5 protein-coding genes and 2 pseudogenes are annotated in these 6,683 nt (G+C 55.8%); 3 read left to right on the plus strand and 4 right to left on the minus strand.

Translation table 11 applies throughout. The features are described from left to right. Positions 1-198: pseudogene (locus AQS70_RS23930) on the plus strand (PLP-dependent aminotransferase family protein); the annotation flags it as partial. Beyond that, positions 183-407, plus strand: a complete 225-nt coding sequence (locus AQS70_RS06645) for a hypothetical protein (RefSeq protein WP_055102099.1) — start codon at positions 183-185, stop codon at positions 405-407. The pseudogene AQS70_RS23930 and the gene AQS70_RS06645, both read left to right, overlap by 16 nt. A gap of 174 nt (positions 408-581) precedes the next feature. Here the strand turns inward: AQS70_RS06645 and AQS70_RS06650 are convergent, their stop codons facing one another. The 4 genes and pseudogenes from AQS70_RS06650 to AQS70_RS06665 form a co-directional block, all read right to left on the minus strand. Continuing rightward, a complete protein-coding gene (locus AQS70_RS06650; protein WP_055102100.1) occupies positions 582-1,865 on the minus strand; it encodes an NAD(P)/FAD-dependent oxidoreductase in 1,284 nt (427 codons plus the stop codon). Positions 1,866-2,015: 150 nt separating this feature from the next. Further along, positions 2,016-2,434 (minus strand): annotated as a pseudogene (locus tag AQS70_RS06655) (RES family NAD+ phosphorylase). 202 nt (positions 2,435-2,636) lie between these two features. Then, the gene (locus tag AQS70_RS06660; RefSeq protein WP_055102101.1) at positions 2,637-3,746 is read right to left on the minus strand and encodes a DUF1615 domain-containing protein; all 1,110 of its coding nucleotides are present in this window, start codon (positions 3,744-3,746) and stop codon (positions 2,637-2,639) included. Between the two features lie 41 nt (positions 3,747-3,787). Then, positions 3,788-4,129 carry an FKBP-type peptidyl-prolyl cis-trans isomerase gene (locus AQS70_RS06665; protein ID WP_055102102.1) on the minus strand — a complete coding sequence of 114 codons (342 nt, stop codon included), beginning with the start codon at positions 4,127-4,129 and terminating at the stop codon, positions 3,788-3,790. 266 nt (positions 4,130-4,395) lie between these two features. Here AQS70_RS06665 and AQS70_RS06670 point away from each other — a divergent pair, with 266 nt between their 5' ends. Continuing rightward, positions 4,396-6,654, plus strand: coding sequence for a TonB-dependent siderophore receptor (locus AQS70_RS06670; RefSeq protein ID WP_055102103.1), 2,259 nt, complete (start codon positions 4,396-4,398; stop codon positions 6,652-6,654). Positions 6,655-6,683: the final 29 nt, after the last annotated feature.

A 6,683-nucleotide genomic window follows, 5' to 3' on the forward strand; every position in this document is an offset into this window, starting at 1 on the left:
GGTGAGCTCAGACTGGCTGACGCGTGTCGCAAGGTAGACGTGGAGGTCGTCTCGGCGGAGGTGTTTGCGGTTAAATCCAGCGCCCTTAATGCGGTACGCGTCAGTTTGACGGCAGCCCCCAGTGCGCAGCGCTTAAAAGAGGCGCTGGAGCGTATTGCACAGATTATTGACCGAGGAACCCCATGCGCAGAGAAATAGGTTATTGGCACCGTGAAGGCCGTGAGTTGTTTTACTACCTTGAGTTCAAGCCTGAAACCGCCGAGTTCTACCTCACCTGCGAACACATCCCCAGCGTAGGTGAAGGCAGTGTGCGCTCGGTATTGCTCAGCGAAGCCCGCGGCGAGCGCTACTACGAAGACGCGCTGCTGATCATCAAAGAAGAATTGTTCAAGCAGTACACCGTCTGATAGAGACGCGCAGGAGCTGACGAAGTAACGATCAAAAGATCGCAGCCTGCGGCAGCTCCTACAAGTACTCGTCAGATTCAATGCCAATGGCAAAGCTGCCCGCGTGAACACCCGCACACTCCGTAGGAGCTGCCGAAGGCTGCGATCTGTTGATCTTTTATAGATCGCGGGTACTTAACGCAATCGCTCAAGCATCTGGTAATACCACATGCCTGCCGCCAACATCGGGTTGCCGAAGACGTCTCCCATCGGTACGCGGATGTGTTGGCAACCAGCGAAAGTGTCAAATTGCTCTAACTGACCGGTGATCGCACGGCTCATGATTTCACCCATGATGTGGGTGGTGGCGATACCGTGGCCTGAATAGCCTTGGCAGTACCACACGTTGTCCGAGAGTTTGCCCAGTTGGGGGATCCGGTTGATCACGATGCCCATCGCGCAACTCCACTGGTAGTCGATTTTCACCCCTTTAAGCGCCGGGAAGGTGTGTTCAATGCACGGGCGTAATTCTGCTGCGATGTCCCGTGAATCTTTGCCGCTGTAGTTGGCGCCGCCGCCAAACAACAGGCGGCCATCGGCTGTCATGCGGTAGTAATCGAGCACAAATCGGCAGTCATACACCGCCAGATCTTCTGGGTTTAATTGCCGCGCTAAATCGCCCAAGGGTTCGGTGGTTACGATCCCGCCCATGGCCGGGAAGATTTTGCCCTTGAGTTTGCCCGGTTCCAACCGGTGGTAAACGTCACCGGCCAGTAACACCTGATTGGCGTCAATGCGCCCTTGCGCCGTACGCACGCCGGGGGTGTCGCCATGGATGATTTCCAGCACTTCACTGTGTTCAAAGATCAACGCACCTAGGCTCTCAGCTGCCCGCGCCTGGCCAATACATAGATTGAGCGGGTGCAGATGCATGTTGCGCATGTTCTTAATGGCGCCGTCATAGAGGTCGCTTTGCAGAATGTCGCGTACTTGGCTGCGGTCCAGTAACGACACATCTTCGCCCATGCCACGGCGTACGGCTTCGTCGTAATCCTTACGCAAGCCTTGCATATGGCTGGGCTTGTAGGCTGCATGCAAATGGCCATGCTTGAGGTCGCAGTCAATACCGTATTTTTCGACCCGCTGCTGGATGATCTCGTGCCCGCGCCAGCGCAGGTGCCAGATAAAGTCATCGACTTGGCTGCCCAAGCGGCGGCGCATCTGTTTGCGCATCGCCTCATCGCCCGACAAGCTACCGGTCACTTGGCCGCCATTGCGCCCGGTAGCGCCCCAACCGATTTTGTTGCTCTCGACGATGGCCACTTTCAGGCCTTTTTCTGCCAGTTCAAGCGCAGTCGCTACGCCGGTGAACCCGCCTCCGATTATCACCACATCGACCCGGTGCTGGCCTTGTAACGTCGGGTAGTCGGTTTCGTGGGTGAGGGTGGCTGTGTAATAAGAGTTGCAACGTTCAGTCATGGTGGCTCCGATTTTTATTGGATTAAGGCAGAAAGGGGGGCTAATAAGGCGCCCGCGCCGGTCCTGCTCATCCACTTCGGCCATGCACTGAAGATAGGCGACTTGTGAGGGGTAAATAAACCCCCGGCATCACGTTTTGTAGTAAACGGGTTAGAACTTGACTTCGCTCATTTGCAGCACCCAAGCAATCGCTTGCTGTTTGTCATCCCAGACATAGCGAAAATGCGAGCCTTGCACTGGAATCGAGAGCGCGGGTGGGCGAAAAGCCGCCACGCACTCATGGCCGTCAAGGCGCACGCTGTTGTACAGCAAGCCCCACATCGAGGCGTCACGACGCCGTAAGTGCCATCAGTAAAACGGCTGGCGCGACCGATTTGAGTAAAGGCGGCCATTATCGAGGTCGAGCCTTCACCGCACAGGCGATCGTGCGGATGCATGCGGTTGAGGGCGCCGGCTTGGTCGCGCAAGCGGTCATTGGTCAGGCTTTCGAGGGCGAAAGCCATGTCTAGGTCGGCTGGATCTAGGGTGTCTTCAAACACTGAAATAGGTGGGAACGCGCTGTTAATCAGGGCTGATCTTTAGTGCAGCCCCAGTGCCCCATCAGATTAAAGAAAAAGGTTAAGGCCACGCGGCCCGCATCACCGCTGGTGACATCGGACTGAGGGTTGTGGGCGACTAAATGCATGATGGCCTCCAAAACGTTGATACCTGATGCTTACTCCGCATCTGAATAATTACAAATAATTTGTCCGCATATGAACTAAAAGCCCTTCACCGTGTGGGCAGCGACGTGGCTTTGCGTAGACAGCGCTGATGACGTTCATCAACACGCTGGGCGAACCAAGCGGTGGTCAAATTGCGGGTGATCTTCGGGCTTTTCAGGGTAATACCTGGCAGCACGGCCCGTGGTAACGGCTTGCCCTGTTGGCGATCAGCCAGCGCAAAAATCTTGCGGTACACCTCGGTCTGATCAAACTCCAGACGCTCGCCCTTAAGTAACTGCTGGCGGATTTGGTTGTTGTTCAAACCCAACTGTTTGCTCATTACCCGTACGGCACGCTCAGTCGAGCCCAGCGCATAAGACCCAGGGATGGTGAGGTCGCCATCTAGTGCCAAATCAATGCCAGACACTTGGCTCAAGGCATGTTGAAAGGCGGCGTTGCGACTGGCGTACCAGCCCGCATTGAAGTCAGCAAAGCGATACAGCGACTGCGTGTAGTCGGCCGGGTAACCGAGCAAATGGGCGATACCGAAGTACATGCCGCCACGACGGGTGAAGACTTCGTGTCGGATCGAGTCGGGAATCGGGTAGGGGTAGTCCTGTGCATGTTGTTCGGCAAACGCAATGCTGACTTGCATTGGCCCGCCGGTGTGCACCGGGTTTAGGCTGCCAAACAGGTTCTTGCCCAGCGGCACCATGCCGATAAAGTCATCAAAAATGGCACTAAGTTGGCCTTCTGTACGGGCTGCGTCCAGACGCTGGTTATAGGTTTTGCCGTTCGGCGAGGTGATATTCAGCGCGCTGCGAACCATAAACTCAGGGATGTGCAATTTGCCCGCTCGGCGATTGATTTCACTGCGGGCAATTTTGGCCAGATTGGGTACCGGCGGATCTGCCTGAAACGTTGATTCCTGCTCGGTAACGGCCAGCACCGAGCACAGGTTTTCGTCAGTCGGCTCAAGCCCTTGTGCTGCGAAGGCGGCGTAAATGTCAGTGGCCCAACCTGACTGATCCTGAGTGCTAACGGGCAGTAGTTGCACTAGCCGCGCACGCGCCTCTGCGGGCGTGCGACTGGGTAGCGTTTGGGTACTGTGGCTGCTGCAACCCGCTATGACCACAGGCAAAGAAAGCACCAAAAACTGCCTGAAAAATCGTTTCACTCGCGTCTAACTCCCAAATAGTAGATCGGTGTACTAACGGGTTAATCGTCCCGGGTCAGCACTTCCAGCAGTTCGATCTCAAACCTGAGGTTCGAGTTCGGTTTGATGTGCGCGCCCATGCTTCTTTCACCATAGGCCAAGTGCGCGGGCACCTTGAGCTCGCGCTTGCCACCGACTTGCATGCCGATCAGGCCCAAGTCCCACCCTTTGATGACACGGCCGGTGCCAATCACGCATTGGAAGGGTTTGCCGCGCTCAAACGAGGAGTCGAATACCGTGCCGTCTTCGAGCCAGCCGGTGTATTGGGTGGTGATTAACGCACCCTTGACGCAGGTTTTGCCTTCACCCAAGACGAGGTCGGTGATGTGCAGTTCGGTGTTCATGTGGGTGGTCTCAGACAATGGCAAGGGAAAAGGCGGATTTTTCTCAATAAGAGGCCCAGTTAGCAACCGCTTTTACAGGTTTCTTGCGGGACAAGGCTCTAGATCAATAGCGAGGATGGAACAAAAGATGAGTTTAATTGTCATTCGCGCTTTACTCTCATTTGGGAATAGTTATTATTGTCGCCGCTGCAGCGCCGGGAGAATGCTTACGCCATTCCAGCCTTTGGCCTACAGAGCACACTCCATTGTTAAGGGATCAACTGGACATGTCGTCTCGATTCAAACGCAGTCAATTCTCACTGGCTATCGTGGCCGCCCTCGCTTCGCCCACCTTACTTGCCGACGCGCTGGAGCGTGAACGCGATGAAGTGCCCGTAGCGGCTAGCGACTTACCGGTAGATGGCAGCCAGCAGGCGTTGCAGTTGGAAGAAACCCGCGTATTGGGCACCGCCGCCGAAGAACTGAAGCAGGCTCCGGGGGTGTCGATCATCACCGCTGAAGACATCAAAAAGCGTCCGCCTGCCAATGACCTCTCCGACATTATTCGTCGTGAACCTGGGGTCAACCTCACGGGTAACAGTTCCAGTGGCGCTCGCGGTAACAACCGGCAGATTGACTTGCGCGGCATGGGCCCGGAAAACACCTTGATCCTGATCGACGGCAAACCGTCGACGTCGCGTAACGCTCAACGTTACGGCTGGAGTGGCGACCGTGATACCCGTGGTGAAACCAACTGGGTACCGGCCGAAGAAGTTGAACGTATTGAAATTCTTCGTGGCCCGGCTGCCGCCCGTTACGGCTCGGGCGCGATGGGCGGGGTGGTCAATATCATCACCAAGCGTCCAACAGATAAGCTCCAAGGTTCGTTGACCGCCTATTACCTGTCGCCGGATGACAGCGCCGAAGGCATCAGCAAGCGCACCAACTTTAATCTCAGTGGCCCGTTGACCGATGAGTTGGTGTTCCGCGTGTATGGCGGTTTGAGTAAAACCGACGCCGATGACGCCCGCATCAACACCGCTCAACAGGCGTATGAAGGCAGCGTGGTGGCGGGGCGTGAAGGTGTGCGTAACAAAGACATTAACGGCTTGCTGAGCTGGCAGTTCACCCCGGAGCAATCTCTAGACTTGGAAGCCAGTTACAGCCGCCAAGGCAATATCTACGCCGGCGACACCATGCTCAACAGCGGTGGTGACTTTGTTGAAAGCCTGTACGGCAAGGAAACCAGCGTGTTGCAGCGCAGCACCTTCTCGGCCACCCACAATGGCTCGTTTGACTGGGGTTCAACCACCGCCACGCTGAGCCACGATTTGACCCGAAACCAGCGTTTGAACGAAGGGCTTGCGGGTTACGGTGAAGGTGCACCGTCAGAATCGGCCGGCAGCTTTGAGTCGCGCTTGCGCAACACCCGTGCTAAAGCGGAAGTTAACTTACCGCTGGAGATGCTGACCCACCAGGTGCTGACACTGGGCGGCGAATATCTCTATGAGTCGCTCAATGATCCAGGTTCGTTGCGTCCGCAAAGCTGGGACCCAGGTGCGGACGGCTCTGAAACTATTCCGGGGACTAATCGCAGCCAAACCAAATCCACCGCCAATAGCTATGCGTTTTACGTTGAAGACAACATTGAGGCCGGGGCCAAGACCATCATCACGCCGGGCTTGCGCTACGACCATCACAACGTGTTTGGCGGCAACTGGAGCCCAAGCCTCAACGCTTCGCACCAGATCACCGATGAGTTGAGCCTTAAGGGCGGTATCGCACGGGCCTATAAAACCCCGAACCTGTACCAGTCCAACCCCAACTACCTGTTGTACAGCCGCGGTAACGGTTGCAGCTCGGTCGAGGTCAACTTAGGCGGTTGCTACTTGGTCGGTAACCCAGACCTAAAGCCTGAAATCAGCATCAACAAAGAGATCGGTCTGGCGTTTGATAAAGGCACGTGGCGTGCGAGCGGTACGTACTTTCGTAACGACTACCAAAACAAGGTGGATGCCAGCAATGAGTCGGCGTTCCGCCTACCTAATGGGCGCCGTGTGTTGCAGTGGGAAAACAGCGGCAAGGCCATTGTGCAAGGGATCGAAGGCAACCTGTTTGTCACGCTGCGCGATGATCTGGACTGGAACACCAACCTGACTTACATGATTGACAGCAAAAATAAGAAAACCGGCGAGCCACTGAGTATCATTCCCAAGTACACGCTCAACACCACGTTGGATTGGTACGCGACTGAAAAGTTGTCGTTCCAAGTCAGCGGCACTTATTACGGCAAACAGGAAGCACCGAAATACAACATGCGCGCCAACGAGCCACTCGACAAATCGGTGCAGGAGTCGGTCGATCCGTATGGTTTGGTAGGGCTGAGCAGTGGTTACGAGTTCAATAAAAATCTAAGTGTGCGGGTGGGCATTAACAACCTGCTCGACAAACAGCTGTACCGCAAGGGCAACGCTGATGAAGCCGGGGCCCAGACCTACAACGAATCGGGTCGCGCCTACTTTGCGTCGGTGACCACTTCGTTCTGATAACACCATTGATCTGCTCGCTGTTCAGG

The sequence above is a fragment of the Pseudomonas endophytica genome, assembly GCF_001411475.1.
Lineage (GTDB): Bacteria > Pseudomonadota > Gammaproteobacteria > Pseudomonadales > Pseudomonadaceae > Aquipseudomonas > Aquipseudomonas endophytica.

What these genes read in the sequence shown, in the direction of transcription:
- AQS70_RS06645 (WP_055102099.1), top strand. Translation starts at nt 183, where the DNA reads ATGCGCAGAGAAATAGGTTATTGGCACCGTGAAGGCCGTGAGTTGTTT.
- AQS70_RS06650 (WP_055102100.1), bottom strand. Translation starts at nt 1,865, where the DNA reads ATGACTGAACGTTGCAACTCTTATTACACAGCCACCCTCACCCACGAA.
- AQS70_RS06665 (WP_055102102.1), bottom strand. Translation starts at nt 4,129, where the DNA reads ATGAACACCGAACTGCACATCACCGACCTCGTCTTGGGTGAAGGCAAA.
- AQS70_RS06670 (WP_055102103.1), top strand. Translation starts at nt 4,396, where the DNA reads ATGTCGTCTCGATTCAAACGCAGTCAATTCTCACTGGCTATCGTGGCC.